At 69.9% G+C, this 15,867-nt stretch carries 11 protein-coding genes; all 11 read right to left on the reverse strand.

What is annotated here, in order from left to right:
- Positions 1 to 24: 24 nt before the first annotated feature.
- Complete coding sequence (secG, locus tag ACFW9O_RS21995) at positions 25 to 261, reverse strand: preprotein translocase subunit SecG (RefSeq protein WP_069172160.1); 237 nt, start codon at positions 259 to 261, stop codon at positions 25 to 27.
- 114 nt (positions 262 to 375) lie between these two features.
- On the reverse strand, positions 376 to 1,152 hold the full coding sequence (tpiA, locus tag ACFW9O_RS22000; protein ID WP_351176308.1) for a triose-phosphate isomerase: 777 nt from the start codon (positions 1,150 to 1,152) through the stop codon (positions 376 to 378).
- Positions 1,153 to 1,158: 6 nt separating this feature from the next.
- A complete protein-coding gene (locus ACFW9O_RS22005; protein ID WP_351176310.1) occupies positions 1,159 to 2,370 on the reverse strand; it encodes a phosphoglycerate kinase in 1,212 nt (403 codons plus the stop codon).
- Positions 2,371 to 2,480: 110 nt separating this feature from the next.
- The gene (gene gap / locus ACFW9O_RS22010) at positions 2,481 to 3,491 is read right to left on the reverse strand and encodes a type I glyceraldehyde-3-phosphate dehydrogenase (protein ID WP_351176312.1); all 1,011 of its coding nucleotides are present in this window, start codon (positions 3,489 to 3,491) and stop codon (positions 2,481 to 2,483) included.
- A 223-nt stretch (positions 3,492 to 3,714) separates the two neighbouring features.
- Positions 3,715 to 6,648 carry a M14 family zinc carboxypeptidase gene (locus ACFW9O_RS22015; RefSeq protein ID WP_384611513.1) on the reverse strand — a complete coding sequence of 978 codons (2,934 nt, stop codon included), beginning with the start codon at positions 6,646 to 6,648 and terminating at the stop codon, positions 3,715 to 3,717.
- A gap of 206 nt (positions 6,649 to 6,854) precedes the next feature.
- A complete protein-coding gene (whiA, locus tag ACFW9O_RS22020; RefSeq protein WP_030919772.1) occupies positions 6,855 to 7,844 on the reverse strand; it encodes a DNA-binding protein WhiA in 990 nt (329 codons plus the stop codon).
- Entirely contained in the window at positions 7,835 to 8,869 is a 1,035-nt protein-coding gene (gene yvcK / locus ACFW9O_RS22025; RefSeq protein ID WP_384611515.1) for a uridine diphosphate-N-acetylglucosamine-binding protein YvcK, read from the reverse strand. Before yvcK ends, whiA begins: the two co-directional genes overlap by 10 nt.
- Positions 8,866 to 9,825, reverse strand: coding sequence for an RNase adapter RapZ (rapZ, locus tag ACFW9O_RS22030; RefSeq protein WP_329212220.1), 960 nt, complete (start codon positions 9,823 to 9,825; stop codon positions 8,866 to 8,868). The genes yvcK and rapZ overlap by 4 nt, the downstream gene beginning before the upstream one ends.
- Entirely contained in the window at positions 9,822 to 11,987 is a 2,166-nt protein-coding gene (gene uvrC, locus ACFW9O_RS22035) for an excinuclease ABC subunit UvrC (RefSeq protein WP_384611516.1), read from the reverse strand. Before uvrC ends, rapZ begins: the two co-directional genes overlap by 4 nt.
- A 129-nt stretch (positions 11,988 to 12,116) precedes the next feature.
- On the reverse strand, positions 12,117 to 12,545 hold the full coding sequence (locus tag ACFW9O_RS22040; RefSeq protein WP_351176319.1) for a Rieske (2Fe-2S) protein: 429 nt from the start codon (positions 12,543 to 12,545) through the stop codon (positions 12,117 to 12,119).
- 296 nt (positions 12,546 to 12,841) lie between these two features.
- On the reverse strand, positions 12,842 to 15,862 hold the full coding sequence (gene uvrA / locus ACFW9O_RS22045) for an excinuclease ABC subunit UvrA (RefSeq protein WP_384611517.1): 3,021 nt from the start codon (positions 15,860 to 15,862) through the stop codon (positions 12,842 to 12,844).
- Positions 15,863 to 15,867 lie beyond the last annotated feature (5 nt).

Genomic DNA, 15,867 nt, shown 5'->3' on the forward strand with positions numbered 1-15,867 from the left:
TCACCGGGAATCGCGAACGACGGGTCAGCTGTCCAGCTTGATGAGCAGACCAAGGACGACGATGCACGCGAACCAGGCCAGACCAACCACAACGGTGATGCGGTCGAGGTTACGCTCGGCGACCGACGAGCCACCCACGGACGACTGCATTCCGCCACCGAACATGTCGGAGAGGCCGCCGCCCTTTCCCTTGTGCATCAGCACCAGCAGCATCAGCAGCAGGCTGAAGACGATCAGGGCGATCTCGAACGCCAAAATCACGGCTGGTCCCTACTTTCCGGAATCTTTAGGACTGCATGTACGAACAGCGGGGGCCTGAGAGGGATACCCCTCTCGGCCCCCGCAAGGGTACGACGGATCGGCGCTACCGCATACTCACTGGTCGCGGAAGCGGACGATCTTGACGAACTCGTCGGCGTCCAGGGCGGCACCGCCGATGAGCGCGCCGTCCACGTCGGGCTGCGCCATGATGGCCGCGACGTTGCCGGACTTCACCGAGCCGCCGTACTGGATACGGACGGCGTCGGCCAGCTCCTGCGAGTACAGCTCGGCGAGCCGGCGGCGGATCGCACCGCAGACCTCCTGGGCGTCCTCGGGGGTGGCGACCTCGCCGGTCCCGATGGCCCAGACCGGCTCGTACGCGATCACGATGGACTCGGCCTGCTCGGCCGGGACGTCCTTCAGGGCGCCGTCGAGCTGCGCGAGGGTGTAGGAGACCTGCTCACCCGCCTTGCGGATGTCCAGGCCCTCACCGACGCAGAGGATCGGCGTCAGACCGTGCTTGTAGGCGGCCTTCACCTTGGCGTTGCAGATCTCGTCGTTCTCGCCGTGGTACTGGCGGCGCTCGCTGTGGCCGACGGCCACGTAGGTGCACTTCAGCTTGGCGAGCATCGGGCCGGAGATCTCGCCGGTGTACGCGCCGGAGTCGTGCGCGGAGATGTCCTGGGCGCCGTACTTGATCTTCAGCTTGTCGCCGTCGATCAGGGTCTGCACGGAGCGCAGGTCGGTGAAGGGCGGCAGGACGGCGACCTCTACGGCGTCGTAGTCCTTGTCGGCCAGCGCGAAGGCGAGCTTCTGGGTGTGGGCGATGGCCTCGAGGTGGTTGAGGTTCATCTTCCAGTTGCCCGCCATCAGCGGGGTGCGGGTGCTCATTAAGGGTCAGTCCTCCAGTGCGGCGAGGCCGGGAAGCGTCTTGCCCTCGAGGTATTCGAGGCTGGCGCCGCCACCGGTCGAGATGTGGCCGAATGCGTTCTCGTCAAAGCCCAGGATGCGGACGGCGGCTGCGGAGTCCCCGCCGCCGACGACGCTGAAGGCCGGGGAGTCGACGAGTGCCTGGGCGACGGCCTTGGTGCCCTCGGCGTAGTCGGGGTGCTCGAAGACGCCCATCGGGCCGTTCCAGAAGACGGTGGCCGCGTCGGCGAGCTTCGAGGCGTAGAGCTTGTTGGTCTCCGGGCCGTTGTCCAGGCCCATCACGCCGGCCGGAATGGCGTCGGCGGCGACGGTGGCGGGGTGGCCCGGGGTCTTGGCCTTGAGGTCCGGGAACTGCGCCGAGACGACGACGTCGACGGGGAGCACGAACTCCACGCCCTTCTCCTCGGCACGCTTGAGGTAGCCGAGCACCGCCGGGATCTGGTCCTCCTGGAGGAGGGAGCTGCCGACCTCGTGGCCCTGGGCCTTGAGGAAGGTGTAGGCCATGCCGCCGCCGATGAGGATGCGGTCGGCCTTCTCCAGCAGGTGGTCGATCACGCCGAGCTTGTCGGAGACCTTGGAGCCGCCGAGGACCACGACGTAGGGACGCGTGACGTCCTCGGTGAGCTTCTTGAGGACGCCGACCTCTGTGGCGATCAGGCCGCCGGCCGCGTGCGGCAGGCGGGCCGGAAGGTCGAAGACCGAGGCGTGCTTGCGGTGGACGGCACCGAAGCCGTCGCCCACGTACACGTCGGCGAGCTCGGCAAGCTGATCGGCGAAGGCGCCGCGCTCGGCGTCGTCCTTCGACGTCTCGCCGGCGTTGAAGCGGAGGTTCTCGATGACGGCGACCCGGCCGTCGGTGAGGGCGCCGACCGTGGCGCGGGCGGACTCGCCGACGGTGTCGGTCGCGAAGGCGACCTCGGCACCGAGCAGCTCACCGAGGCGCGCGGCGGCGGGAGCCAGCGAGAACGCCGGGTCCGGGGCGCCCTTGGGGCGGCCGAGGTGCGAGGCGACGACGACCCGCGCGCCGGCTTCGGCGAGCCTGGCGACCGTCGGCTGGACGGCGCGGATGCGGCCGTCGTCGGTGATCGTGGTGCCGTCGAGCGGCACGTTGAGGTCGGCGCGGACGAATACCCGCTTTCCGGCGACCCCTTCGGCGAGAAGTTCGTCGATCGTCTTCATCTTGTTCGCGGTACTCCTTGGAGACGGATGAGCACGCAAGGGGCTCGGACGGCGCCACGTTGCGCCGCCCGAGCCCCTTGCTCACATCGAGATGCCTGCCGATCCGAGGATCAGAGCTGCTCGCCGACGAAGACCGTCAGGTCGACGAGGCGGTTGGAGTAACCCCACTCGTTGTCGTACCAGCCGAGGATCTTCACCGACGTACCCTCCTGGACCATGGTCAGGGAGGAGTCGAAGGTGCAGGACGACGGGTCGCCGACGATGTCGGAGGACACGATCGGGTCCTCGGTGTAGGTCAGGAAACCCTTGAGGTCGCCGTCGTCGGAGGCCTTCTTGAACGCGGCGTTGACCTCGTCCTTGGTGACCTCGCGCTGCAGCGTCACGACGAGGTCGGTAGCGGAACCGGTCGGGACCGGGACGCGCATCGCGATGCCGTCGAGCTTGCCCTTGAGCTGCGGCAGGACCAGAGCGGTCGCCTTGGCGGCACCGGTCGTGGTCGGAATGATGTTCTCGGCCGCGGCGCGGGCGCGACGCAGGTCCGAGTGCGGGAAGTCCAGGATCCGCTGGTCGTTCGTGTACGCGTGGACCGTCGTCATCAGGCCCTTGACGATGCCGAAGTTCTCGTCGAGAACCTTGGCCATCGGCGCCACACAGTTGGTGGTGCAGGAGGCGTTGGAGATGACGTGGTGGTTGGCCGCGTCGTACTTGTCCTGGTTGACGCCCATCACGATGGTGATGTCCTCGTCCTTGGCCGGAGCCGAGATGAGGACCTTCTTGGCGCCACCCGCGATGTGCTTCGCGGCGTCGGCCTTCTTGGTGAAGATGCCGGTCGACTCGATCACGATGTCGACGCCCAGCTGACCCCAGGGGATGTCGGCCGGGTTGCGCTCGGAGAGCACCTTGATGGTGTGACCGTCGACGGTGATGGTGTCGGCGGTGTGGCTCACCTCTGCCTTGAGACGACCCAGAATGGTGTCGTACTTCAGCAGGTGGGCCGTGGTCGCAGTGTCACCCAGGTCGTTGACAGCCACGATCTCGATGTCCGCACCCTGCTCCAGCAGCGCGCGGAAGTAGTTACGACCGATGCGGCCAAAGCCGTTGATGCCTACGCGGATCGTCACGAACCGATCTCCTCGTTAGGTACGCCGGTTTTCGACGCCGGCGAGTTGTATGGGATGTCCCCGACCGCCTCCGACCCTACCTCTCCGAGGGCCCGGTAGTGACATCGAGTAGGGACGGAACGGACGGCGAGGTCCGTACTCCCGAGTAGGAATACGGACCTCCGTTACTGCGTCGACCGCACGGGCGGGGCGCCGGCCCCACCCGTGCGACGGTTACGGAGCGTCAACGCCCCAGACTTCTCAGCGCCTTTCCGATCAACTGCTTCCGCTCGGCGGCCCCGGCCACGTGTTCGAGGCCGAAGCCGAGCAGCACGGTGTCACGGGTCGTGACGGCGGCCTGCGAATGGAACAGCGGTCCGGAACGGGTCCAGTCGGCCGTGTTCTGCGGGCTGCCGGCCGGCGCCCCGGGGGTGTTCCAGGGACCGAGGGCGGTCTCGAAGCCCTCGGTGTCCCGGGCCGTCCCGCCGACGACGAGCTCGGTGTCGTCCACGAAGACCCCGAGTCCGCCCGAGCCCGGGTCGGTGACGTAGGAGACCGAGAGCTCGACCTGCTTGCCCGCGTACGCGCCGAGGTCCACGGAGACCTGCTGCCAGCCGTTGGAGCTGCCCGTGAACCGGTGCCAGCCGCCGGTGGTCCCGGTACCGGTGCAGGAGTCCCCGCCCACGGTCAGGTAGTGGGTGAGGAAGGGGTGGAGCTGGGCGTAGTAGCCCTCCTCGCAGTCCGTGGGCAGGCCGGTGTCGGTGCCGCCGTTGGCGTCGGGCAGGGTCGTCCAGTCGTCCTGGCCCACGGTGCGGGCCTCGACGACGACGTTGTCGTACCCCTCCTCGGTGTCGTAGCTGAGCTGGAACCGCAGGCCGGGGTCGTCCGCCGCGGTGGTGCCCGTCAGGTCGACGGTGCGCGAGAGCCTCTTGTAGGAGGCGTCCTGGTGGGTGGCGGCGGCGAACCAGGAGCCCCCGTACGGCTCGAAGGGTGTGCGGACCCCCGGGTATTCACCCGCCGCGGCGCTGCGGAACTGGGGGAACTCCTCCGGGTCCAGCGTGTCGGAGGTGACCGTGTACGCGCCCGCCGCCTCCAGGGCGTTGTCCGGGACGTCGCCGAGCGTTCCCGTCGCCCCGGACAGCCGTCCGGAGCCTGCGAAGGAGGGCGGGGACTTGAGTCCGACCCTGTTGTACGCACCGAGGTAGTACTGCGAGAAGTCGTCGGTGCCCCCGGCGCCGGTGACGCTCCCGCCCGCCTGCTCGCCGGCGTTGATCAGCTTCCCGCCCTCGTTGACGTAGGAGCGGACCGCGAGCATGGTCGCGGCGGCCGGGCGCCGGTCGCCGGTGTACCACAGGACGGTGCGGAAGTGGCTGAGCACCCCGAGGGCGTGCGGGGCGCCGTTCGCGGCGACGTCCCAGACGGCTGCTCCGTGGCCGTTGGCCGCGAGCGCCCCGGTGTACGCGGCGGTGTGCCGGGCGGGGGCGCCCTCATCGGCGATCACCAGGGTGTCGCCGCGCGGCCGGTCGGCGACGGTGTAGGTGAAGGGGGTGCTGGAGGTGCGCTTGCCGGCGGTCGTGCGGCCGGTGAACCAGACCGTGACGGTGTCGCCCTCGTCGGCGTCCTCGACCTCGGCGCGGTACTGGTCGAAGTGGATGTTGTCCTCGCCGCCGAAGGTCTCGCCGCCCTCCCAGGCCTTGAGCCGCTCGGTGTGCGTACGGCCGCCGTCGATGCGGTAGTTGAGGCGCTTGTCGCGGACGGACTTGCGGGCGGTGACCGCCACTTCCTGGTCGCCGCCGCGGGCGTAGGAGGTGGTGAAGGCGTCAGGGGTGAAGTCGGGCGCGTCGATGCCGACCGGGGAGACCGGCCGGTCGGGGTGCGCGGCGGACTCGGCGACCGCGAGCGCGAAGGGGACGTTCTTGGCGAACTCCTGCTGGATCAGCTTCTCGTCGTCCGGGAAGCGGAAGATCGAGCCGCAGTCGGCCGGTTCCCACGCGTCGTCGGGGTCGATCCGGGAGGCGGTCGCGCACGTCGACATCTCCGGCGTGAACATCATCATCCTGTTGACGTTGGCCGCGTGTCCGTCGGCCTCGCCGTTGGTGACGTACAGCTCGGAGGAGACCTGCGGGCGGTATCCCGGGACGGCGGACTTCTCGGGCGTTCCGGCGAGCGCCTTGTAGACGATGTCGTCGGGTGTGTCCGTGGCGACCTGCCAGCCCACTCCGTACAGCAACAGCTGTGCGGCGGAGTGGTAGTTGATCCCGTACTGGAAGCCGATGCGCTTCTGGAAGGCGTCCAGCGCCCTTGTCTCCGGCTCGGAGGAGGGCGCGGTGCCGCGGAAGGTCTCGTCGCCCGGGTCCGGCGAGGAACCCTCGTTGTCGTAGCCCCACTTGTAGCGGAAGTTGCGGTTGAGGTCGACGCCGTCGCCGGGGGTGATGGTGCCGTCGCCGTTGTTGTCGCGGAGGTTCTTGCGCCAGTCCCGTTCGCCGGTGAACGTGTAGTCGTAGCCGTCGGGGTTGGCGGAGAGCACGAACCACAGTTCGGTGGTGTCGACGATCCTCGTGATCCGCGGGTCCTTGCCGTACCCGTCGAGGTAGTGGTGCATCAGCCGGCGGGTCATCTCCGGGGTGATCCACTCCCGGGCGTGCTGGTTGGACATGTACAGCGTGGCGGGCCTGGAGCCGTCCTTGGCCTTCTTGGCGCCCTTGGTGAGCTTCAGGGCGAGGATGTCCTGGCCGCGGACGGTTCTGCCGATGCTGACGACCTTGGTGAGGCCGGGGTTGGCCTGCGCGGTCGCGAGGATCTCCTTCCGCAGGCCGTTCTCGCCGCTGTACGGGCGGAAGACGCCGTCGCCGGCTGCCGCGACCCGCTTCGAGGCCTTGGCGGAGAGGGTGTGCTCGGTGATCTCGACGCCCTTGCCGCGCAGCTCTCCGGCCTGCCGGTCGGTGAGGTAGAGCTCCACGGTGGCCGAGCCCCGTTCGGGCACCTGCTCACTCAGCTCGTGGCTGTCCGTGCCCGCATCGGCCAGCAGCGGCAGCTGAGCCGCGGAGACCTCCGCGTGCCAGACACCCAGGCCGTCCGCGCCGCCGCCCCTCCCCTGGTCCGCCTGGGCAACGGGTACCGCCAGTCCGGCCATCAGTAGTGAAGCCGCGGCGAGGATCGCTCGCGCTCTGCGTCTCATGAGCCCCCCATGCAGTTGTCTGTCACTTCCGTCCGCCCGGTCGGCGGACAGAGGACAGGTTCGTGATGGTCCATGGTCATGTCAATAGGGCCTCGTCGCGGCACAAAGAGTGTGTACCGGGCATGCATGAGGGCTGCCCGAGGTCCCGGCAATGCCGCCGCCGACGCCCTCGGGAGGTGCGCCGGCGACGGGAGGCGTGCGACCGCTCAGCCGACGAGACCGTCGGCCAGCTCCTCACTGAGGGTGGATTCGGTGCCCGGGATACCGAGGTCCTGGGCCCGCTTGTCGGCCATGGCCAGCAGCCGCCGGATCCGGCCCGCGACCGCGTCCTTGGTCAGCGGCGGGTCGGCGAGGGCACCCAGCTCCTCCAGGGACGCCTGCTTGTGCTCCATGCGCAGCCGTCCGGCCGCCGCGAGGTGCTCCGGGACCTCCTCGCCCAGGATCTCCAGCGCGCGCCCCACGCGGGCGCCTGCGGCCACCGCGGCCCGGGCGGAGCGCCGGAGGTTGGCGTCGTCGAAGTTGGCGAGCCGGTTGGCGGTGGCGCGGACCTCGCGCCGCATCCGGCGCTCCTCCCAGGCCAGCACCGACTCATGGGCGCCGAGACGGGTCAGCAGCGCTCCGATGGCGTCGCCGTCCCGGACGACGACGCGGTCCACCCCGCGCACCTCGCGGGCCTTGGCCGCGATCGAGAGCCTGCGGGCGGCTCCGACCAGGGCGAGGGCGGCCTCCGGGCCGGGGCAGGTCACCTCCAGCGAGGAGGAGCGGCCGGGCTCGGTGAGCGAACCGTGGGCCAGGAAGGCCCCGCGCCAGGCGGCCTCGGCATCGCAGGTGGCCCCCGAGACCACCTGCGGGGGCAGTCCGCGGATCGGCCGGCCGCGGCCGTCGACCAGCCCGGTCTGGCGCGCGAGCTGATCTCCGCCCGCCACCACGCGTACGACATAGCGGGAGCCCCGGCGCAGTCCGCCGGGAGCCATCACGATCAGCTCCGAGCTGTGCCCGAAGATCTCCAGGATGTCCCGCTTCAGCCGGCGCGCCGCCATCGCCGTGTCCAGTTCGGCCTCGATCACAATCCGGCCGCTCACCAGGTGCAGCCCGCCCGCGAATCGAAGAATCGCCGAGACCTCTGCTTTTCTGCAGCAGGTCCGGGTCACGGGAAGCCGAGAGATTTCGTCCTTCACCGCTGGCGTCATCGCCATGGGCCGATCCTTCCATGCATCCGAAAAATACGGTCGTACGCGGCAGCCAACAGCTCCGGATCGTGAATCGGAACACCGTCGGGCGAAGCCACCGGGGCCAGCTCGACCGCGGCTCCGAGCCGCTTGGCGGCGTCGGCGAGGGACTCACGGTCGGGCACCGCAGCCTCGTCGGCCAGCACCACGTCCAAGGCGAGTTTAGGGGCGTGTCGTCCCAAAACCTCCAAATGACGCTGCGGTGAGAAGCCTTCTGTTTCACCGGGTTGTGGTGCGAGGTTCAGCGAGAGGACCTTTCGGGCCTTCGTGGAGACCAGCGCGTCGAGCAGTTCGGGCACCAGGAGGTGCGGAATCACCGAGGAGAACCAGGACCCCGGGCCGAGGACCACCCAGTCGGCGTCGAGGACGGCCGCGACCGCCTCCGGGACCGCCGGCGGGTCGGCGGGCACCACATGGACGGACTGCACCTCACCGGGGGTGAGCGCCACGGTGGCCTGCCCCCGCACGGTCACGATCTCCTCGGGGCGCTCCGGGTCGTGCCCCCGTACGAGCGCCTGGAGCTCCAGGGGTACGGCGGACATGGGCAGCACCCTGCCGTGGGCGCCGAGCAGCTTGCCGACCAGGTCGAGGGCCTGCACGTGGTCGCCCAGCTGTTCCCAGAGGGCGACGATCAGCAGGTTGCCCACCGCGTGCTCGTGCAGATCGCCCTTGGACTCGAAGCGGTGCTGGATGACCTGGGCCCAGGTCTGACCCCATTCGTCGTCCCCGCACAGCGCGGCCAGCGCCTTGCGCAGGTCGCCGGGCGGCAGGACGCCCAGCTCCTCGCGGAGCCTGCCGCTGGAGCCCCCGTCGTCGGCGACGGTGACGACGGCCGTGAGATCACCGGTGATCCGGCGCAGCGCCGTGAGCGACGCCGACAGGCCCATACCGCCACCGAGGGCGACGACCTTGGGCTGCGCGCCCCGCTTGCGGCCGGAGAGCGCGGAGGTGGCTCTGCTCAGCCTGCGCAGGCGCAGGTTGCGACTGGTCACTCGCGCCCCATGTCCCGGTGTACGAGCACGGTCTCGATCCCCTCGGTGGCCAGCCGGGCGGCCAGCTTCTCCGACATCGCGACGGAACGGTGCTTGCCGCCCGTACAGCCGACCGCGATGGTCACATAGCGCTTGCCCTCGCGGCGGTAACCCGCGGCAATCAGCTGGAGCAGCTCCGTGTACTGGTTGAGGAACTCCTTGGCGCCGGGCTGGTCGAAGACGTAGTCGGACACCTCCTCGTTGAGCCCGGTGAAGGGACGCAGCTCGGGGACCCAGTGCGGGTTCGGCAGGAAGCGGCAGTCGACGACGAGGTCGGCGTCGACGGGCAGGCCGTACTTGAAGCCGAACGACATCACCGTGGCCCGCAGCTCCGGCTCCTCGTCGCCGGCGAACTGCGCGTCCATCTTGGCCCGCAGCTCGTGCACGTTGAGGCTGGAGGTGTCGATCACCAGGTCGGCGTCGCCGCGCAGCTCGCGCAGCAGATCGCGTTCGGCTGCGATGCCGTCGACGATCCGGCCGTCGCCCTGGAGGGGGTGCGGACGGCGCACCGACTCGAACCGGCGTACGAGTGCGTCGTCGGAGGACTCCAGGAAGACGATCCGCCGGGTGACGTGTTTGGCCTCCAGGTCCGCGAGGGACTGCCGGAGGTTGTCGAAGAAGCGGCGGCCCCGTACGTCGACGACGACGGCGATGCGCGCGACGTTGCCCTGGGACCGGGCGCCGAGCTCCACCATCGTGGGGATCAGCTCGGGCGGGAGGTTGTCGACGACGAACCAGCCGAGGTCCTCCAGACACTTGGCGGCGGTGCTGCGCCCGGCACCCGACATACCCGAGATGATCACCAGCTCGGGGATGGCCGGCACGGCGGCCTCGGCCTTCTCCTTGGTGCTTCCCGTACTCACGTCTGCTGCTCCGTCTGCTCGGTCGTTCTGGCGTTCATGCGCGTGCTCGGTCATGACGTGCTGCCCCCGTCGTCCTCTTCCATGATCTCTCCTGTGGCCGTGTTCACGGCGGGCGCGGCCGGGGCGGCCGTGGCGAGGGCGGCGGCCACTGATTCCGCCGTCCTGCGGCCTATCCCCGGAACCTCGCAGATCTCGTCGATTGTCGCCTGCCGCAGCTTCTTCACGGAGCCGAAATGCTTGATCAGCGCCTGCTTGCGGGTCTCGCCGAGACCGGCGACGTCGTCCAGCGGGCTGCTGCGGATGCGCTTGGCCCGCTTGGCGCGCTGATAGGTGATCGCGAAGCGGTGGGCCTCGTCGCGGATGCGCTGGAGGAGGTAGAGGCCTTCGCTGGACCGCGGCAGGACCACCGGGTCGTCGTCATCGGGCAGCCAGACCTCTTCGAGGCGCTTGGCGAGGCCGCAGACGGCGATGTCGTCGATTCCCAGCTCGTCCAGGGCGCGCTTGGCCGCGGCGACCTGGGGCTGCCCGCCGTCGACGACGACGAGCTGCGGCGGGTAGGCGAACCGCTTGGGACGGCCGTCGTCCTCGCGGGGCTCCTCACGGGGCTCCTCACGGGACTCTCCGCCGGGCTCTTCACCGGGCTCGGCGGGGGCGTCGGCCAAGGCGGTGGGTGTGCCCCCGGCGGCGCCCGCGGGTGCGGGTTCCACGGACGGTGCGGCCTGTGCGGGCGCAGGTGACCCGGGCGCGGGCTCCGCGGGCGCGGGCGCCGGTACGGGGCCGGTGGCGGCCGGAGTCTCCTCCCACTCCCCCGTCCGCTCCTTCTCCTGGAGGTAGCGCTTGAAGCGGCGGCCGATGACCTCGTGCATCGAGCGGACATCGTCCTGGCCCTCGAAGCCCTTGATCTGGAAGCGGCGGTACTCGCTCTTGCGCGCGAGTCCGTCCTCGAAGACCACCATGGAGGCGACCACGTCGTCTCCCTGCAGGTGCGAGATGTCGAAGCACTCCACCCGCAGCGGTGCCGTGTCCAGGCCGAGCGCCTCGGCGATCTCCTCCAGGGCCCGGGAGCGGGTCGTGAGGTCGGAGGCGCGTTTGGTCTTGTGCAGCCCCAGAGCCTGCTGGGCGTTGCGCTGGACCGTGACCATCAGGTCCTTCTTGTCCCCCCGCTGCGGGATGCGCAGGCTGACCAGGGAGCCGCGGCGGTCCGCGAGCCACTGGGAGACGGCTTCCGGGTCCTCGGGGAGCGCCGGGACGAGGACCTCCTTGGGGACGGAGTCGCCCGTCTCCTCCCCGTACAGCTGCTGGAGCGCGTGCTCGACCAGGCCCGCCGTGTCGACGGCCTCGACCTTGTCGGTGACCCAGCCGCGCTGGCCTCGCACCCTGCCGCCGCGGACGTGGAAGATCTGGACGGCGGCCTCGAGCTCGTCCTCGGCCACCGCGATCAGGTCGGCGTCGGTGGCGTCGGCGAGGACGACGGCGCTCTTCTCCATGGCCCGCCTGAGCGCCTCTGCGTCGTCGCGCAGCCGGGCCGCCCTCTCGTACTCCATCTCCTCGGCCGCCTGCATCATGTCCTTCTCCAGGCGGCGGATGTACGTGCCCGTCCGGCCGGCCATGAAGTCGCAGAAGTCCTCGGCCAGTTCGCGGTGTTCGTCGGGGCTGACCCTGCCGACGCACGGTGCCGAGCACTTGCCGATGTAGCCCAGGAGACAGGGGCGGCCGGTCCTGGCGGCGTTCTTGAACACACCCGCGGAGCAGGTACGCACGGGGAAGACCCGGAGCATGAGGTCGACCGTCTCGCGGATCGCCCAGGCGTGACCGTACGGACCGAAGTAGCGCACGCCCTTCTTCTTGGCTCCGCGCATGACCTGCACGCGCGGGAACTCCTCGTTGAGCGTGACCGCGAGGTAGGGATAGCTCTTGTCGTCGCGGTACTTGACGTTGAACCGGGGGTCGAACTCCTTGATCCAGGAGTACTCCAGCTGGAGCGCCTCGACCTCGGTGGAGACGACGGTCCACTCGACGGAGGCGGCAGTCGTGACCATCGTGCGCGTGCGCGGGTGGAGGCCGGCCAGGTCCTGGAAGTAGTTCGCCAGGCGCTGGCGCAGGTTCTTGGCCTTCCCGACGTAGATCACCCGGCGGTGCTCGTCGCGGAATTTGTAGACCCCCGGGGAGTCGGGGATCTGTCCCGGCTTGGGGCGGTAGCTGGAGGGGTCTGCCATGTCTCACACCCTACTTGCGGGTGGTGACAGCGCGGCATTCTCGCAGGGGATCCGCCTTCCGGCGAGCGCGCGGAGGGGCGGCCCCGGGGTTCGCCCGGCAGAGGTCCGGGAGCGGCCCGCCGCTCGCGGTCAGGCCTCGGGGCCCGCGACCAGTTTTCCGCCCTCGACCTTCACCGGGACGGCGGGCAGCGGCACGGTGGCGGGGCCTTGGAGCGCCTTGCCGGTCGTCATGTCGAACCGGCTGCCGTGGCACGGGCAGTTGCCCTCGTTGCCCTCGACCTTGTCCAGGAGACAGCCCGCGTGGGTGCACTGTGCACTGAACGCCTTGTACTGGCCCTTCGCCGGGCAGCTCACGACGACCCGCTGCTCCCGGTAGAGCTTCGCCCCGCCGACCGGGACCTCGTCGGCGGCACCGAGCTCGACGGGCGCGGTGGGCGTCGGTGTCTGGGCGTGGCCGAGCTTCGAGTCGGTCGAGCAGGCGGCCACTCCCAGCCCGGCGGCACCGGCGAGAGCGGCGCCCTTCAGTACGGTGCGGCGGGCGGCGGGCAGGCCGGACATGCGGTCTCCACTGGTCGGGGGGACAGAGAGCCGCCGGTTCCCGCCCCGGGGCGCCGGATGCCCACGGACGTCGGGCACAGGCCGCGCCTGAAGGCATCGGCGACAGACCCGACGATACCGGCGGAGAACGCCGCCCCTCCGACCGGCCCCGACCGGACCGGGCGGGACCCGGCAGGCGAAGGCCGGGCCGGGGCGCGGCCGGGTCCGGGTCCGGCCCGGGTCGCGCCCGGCCCGGTGGCCGGGAACAGCGCCGAGGCGGCCCCCGGGGTGCCGGGGGCCGCCTCGTCCGGACGGTGTCAGGCCTTCCGCGTGCGGGTGGCCTTCTTCGGTGCGAGCTCCTCGGCCGCGGCCTTCTTGGCCGTCCTGGCCGTGGCCGTCCTGCGGGCCGGGGTGGCCTTCGCTGCGACCGCCTTCTTGGCGGCCGTCCTGCGGACCGGCTTGCGGGCGGCGGGCACCGTGGCCTCACTGATCCGGTCCGCGCCCAGGACGGTCTGCAGGAACTTCCCGGTGTGGCTGGCCGGCACGGAGGCGACATACTCCGGGGAGCCCTCGGCGATGACCAGACCGCCGCCCTTGCCGCCCTCGGGGCCCATGTCGATGACCCAGTCGGCGGTCTTGATGACATCGAGGTTGTGCTCGATGACGATCACCGAGTTGCCCTTGTCGACCAGTCCGGAGAGCACCGCGATGAGCTTGCTGATGTCCTCGAAGTGCAGACCGGTCGTCGGCTCGTCCAGGACGTAGACCGTGCGGCCGGTGGAGCGCTTCTGCAGCTCGCTCGCCAGCTTCACGCGCTGCGCCTCACCGCCGGAGAGCGTCGGCGCGGACTGGCCGAGCCTGACGTACCCGAGGCCGACCTCGTTGAGCGTACGGAGGTGGCGGGCGATCGTCGGGACGGCCTCGAAGAACTCCAGGCCCTCCTCGATCGGCATGTCCAGCACTTCCGCGATGGACTTGCCCTTGTAGTGGACCTCCAGCGTCTCCCTGTTGTACCGCGCTCCGTGACAGACCTCGCACGGGACGTACACGTCGGGCAGGAAGTTCATCTCGATCTTGATCGTGCCGTCGCCCGAGCAGTTCTCGCAGCGGCCGCCCTTGACGTTGAAGGAGAAGCGGCCCGGCAGATAGCCGCGCACCTTCGCTTCCATCGTCTCGGCGAACAGCCTGCGGACATGGTCGAAGACTCCGGTGTACGTGGCCGGGTTGGACCGGGGCGTGCGGCCGATCGGCGACTGGTCGACGTGCACCACCTTGTCGACGAGGTCGTCGCCCTCGACCCGGGTGTGCCGGCCGGGGACCGACTTGGCCCCGTTGAGCTCGCGGGCCAAGTGGGTGTAGAGGATGTCGTTGACCAGGGTCGACTTCCCGGAACCGGAGACACCGGTGACCGCGGTGAGGACACCCAGCGGGAACGAGACGTCGATGTCCTGGAGGTTGTTCTCCCGGGCGCCGTGCACCGTGAGCAGGCGTGTCGGGTCGACGGGGCGCCGGATGTCGGGCATCGCGATGGACTTCTTGCCGGAGAGGTACTGCCCGGTGACCGACGCCTTGTTGGCCAGCAGGTCCTTGAGCGAGCCGGAGTGGACGACCTTGCCGCCGTGCTCACCGGCACCGGGGCCGATGTCGACGACCCAGTCGGCCACCTTGATGGTGTCCTCGTCGTGCTCGACGACGATGAGCGTGTTGCCCATGTCGCGCAGCCGGACCAGGGTCTCGATCAGCCGGTGGTTGTCGCGCTGGTGCAGGCCGATGGACGGCTCGTCCAGCACGTACAGCACGCCGACGAGTCCGGAGCCGATCTGGGTGGCGAGCCTGATGCGCTGGGCCTCGCCACCGGACAGCGTGCCTGCGGCACGGTTCAGCGAGAGGTAGTCCAGGCCGACGTCGACGAGGAACTTCAGCCGCTCGTTGACCTCCTTGAGCACCCGCTCGGCGATCTTCTTGTCGCGGGCGTTCAGCTTGAGGCGGCCGAGGAACTCGGCGCACTCGCTGATCGACATCGCGGCGACCTGGGCGATGGACTTGTCCATCACCGTCACCGCGAGCACGATCGGCTTGAGCCGGGTGCCCTCACAGGTCGGACAGGGCACCTCACGCATGTAGCCCTCGAAGCGCTCCCGGCTGGAGTCGCTCTCGGCCTCGGAGTGCCGCCGCTTGACGAACTGCACCGCACCCTCGAAGGCGGGGGTGGTGTAGGCGCGCTCGCGCCCGTAGCGGTTGCGGTAGCGCACCTCGGTCTGGATCTTGTGGCCATGGAGCAGCGCCTTCTTGGCGCGCTGCGGCAGACCCGCCCAGGGGATGTCCGTACGGAATCCGAGCGCTTCGGCGAGCGCGTTGATCTGCCGCCCGAAGTACTCCTTGGTGTGGCCGTGCGACCAGGGGTGGATCGCGCCCTCGTCGAGCGACTTGTCCTCGTCCGGGACGATCAGCTCCGGGTCGACCTCCATGCGCGTACCGATGCCCGTGCAGTCCGGGCAGGCACCGAAGGGGGAGTTGAAGGAGAAGGAGCGGGGCTCGAGCTCCTCGAAGGACAGGTCGTCGTACGGGCAGTAGAGGTGCTCGGAGAACATCCGCTCGCGCTCGGGGTCGTCCTCCGGGAGGTCGACGAAGTCGAGTACGACCATGCCGCCGGAGAGGCCGAGCGCGGTCTCGACCGAGTCGGTCAGCCGGCGCTTCGCGCTGTCCTTCACGGTGAGGCGGTCGATGACCACCTCGATGGTGTGCTTCTCCTGCTTCTTCAGCGTGGGCGGCTCGGAGAGCTGGATCGTCGCACCGTCGACCCGCGCCCTGCTGTAGCCCTTGGTCTGCAGATCGGCGAAGAGGTCGACGAACTCGCCCTTGCGCTCGCGCACCAGCGGGGAGAGCACCTGGAAGCGGCTGCCCTCGGGCAGGCCGAGGACCTTGTCGACGATGGCCTGGGGCGACTGGCGGGAGATGGGCCTGGCGCACTCGGGGCAGTGTGGCTTGCCGATCCGGGCGAAGAGCAGCCGGAGGTAGTCGTAGACCTCGGTGATGGTGCCGACCGTCGAGCGCGGGTTGCGCGAGGTCGACTTCTGGTCGATGGAGACCGCGGGCGACAGACCTTCGATGAAGTCGACGTCCGGCTTGTCCATCTGGCCGAGGAACTGCCGGGCGTACGAGGAGAGCGACTCCACGTAGCGCCGCTGGCCCTCGGCGAAGATCGTGTCGAACGCGAGTGAGGACTTGCCCGACCCGGAGAGCCCGGTGAAGACGATGAGGGAGTCACGGGGGAGGTCGAGCGAGACGTTCTTCAGGTTGTGCTCGCGCGCGCCACGGACGATGAGACGGTCGGCCACGCCGG

The organism is Streptomyces sp. NPDC059499 (genome assembly GCF_042749285.1).
Lineage (GTDB): Bacteria > Actinomycetota > Actinomycetes > Streptomycetales > Streptomycetaceae > Streptomyces.

Coding starts and splice junctions, on each gene's coding strand:
- tpiA (WP_351176308.1), bottom strand. CDS start 1,152: ATGAGCACCCGCACCCCGCTGATGGCGGGCAACTGGAAGATGAACCTC.
- ACFW9O_RS22005 (WP_351176310.1), bottom strand. CDS start 2,370: ATGAAGACGATCGACGAACTTCTCGCCGAAGGGGTCGCCGGAAAGCGG.
- ACFW9O_RS22015 (WP_384611513.1), bottom strand. CDS start 6,648: ATGAGACGCAGAGCGCGAGCGATCCTCGCCGCGGCTTCACTACTGATG.
- whiA (WP_030919772.1), bottom strand. CDS start 7,844: ATGGCGATGACGCCAGCGGTGAAGGACGAAATCTCTCGGCTTCCCGTG.
- rapZ (WP_329212220.1), bottom strand. CDS start 9,825: ATGACCGAGCACGCGCATGAACGCCAGAACGACCGAGCAGACGGAGCA.
- uvrC (WP_384611516.1), bottom strand. CDS start 11,987: ATGGCAGACCCCTCCAGCTACCGCCCCAAGCCGGGACAGATCCCCGAC.
- ACFW9O_RS22040 (WP_351176319.1), bottom strand. CDS start 12,545: ATGTCCGGCCTGCCCGCCGCCCGCCGCACCGTACTGAAGGGCGCCGCT.